Annotated in this window: 1 protein-coding gene and 1 pseudogene; both read left to right on the forward strand. The window is 38.7% G+C overall.

From position 1 onward, the window contains the following. Positions 1 to 253: pseudogene (locus TX77_RS14150) on the forward strand (integrase core domain-containing protein); the annotation flags it as partial. A 106-nt stretch (positions 254 to 359) separates the two neighbouring features. Continuing rightward, a partial coding sequence (locus TX77_RS14155) for a hypothetical protein (RefSeq protein ID WP_044505032.1) occupies positions 360 to 620 on the forward strand: 261 nt, incomplete at its 3' end.

Raw genomic sequence — 620 nt, forward strand, 5'->3', positions numbered from 1 at the left:
ATTAAAAAAATACAAAATGAAAGCAAGTATGAGCCGTAAGGGGAATTGCTACGATAACGCTTGTATCGAGTCCTTCCACAGTGTACTGAAAAAAGAGTTCGTTTACTGCACGAAATTCAAGACAAAAGCGCAGGCACAACAAGAGATGTTCGAGTAAATTGAACTGTTTTACAACCGGAAACGAATCCATAGTTCGTTGGGGTATTTGTCACCCAATCAATTTGAGTTGAACTATTACAAAAAAGTAAGTTGATACACTTAAGAAGTGTCTACTTTCTTGACAGAGGTCCATACTGACCTTTAATATGTTTCCTGATACGATCAAGGAAGCCATCTATACATCCAACCCTAATGAGAGTATGAACAAAGTGTTTCACAAACGCCTTAAACCAATGAACAGCCTCACTAATATGAATGTTACTCTGAAGATTATCGATCTTCAGAGCAGCGACTACAATGAAAAGTTCGCAGAACGCGTCATCCGAGAATTTGGTATTCCAAAGACGTTCAAACACGTAGAAGAAACTACGCAAAGATGTTCAAAAAAACGCTATCTCCAGACTTGTTTTACGATGAACCGTGGTTATCCCTCATTCTCCATCTCTTCCATGGAAAACCCT

The sequence above is a fragment of the Megasphaera massiliensis genome (genome assembly GCF_000455225.1).
Classification (GTDB): domain Bacteria; phylum Bacillota; class Negativicutes; order Veillonellales; family Megasphaeraceae; genus Megasphaera; species Megasphaera massiliensis.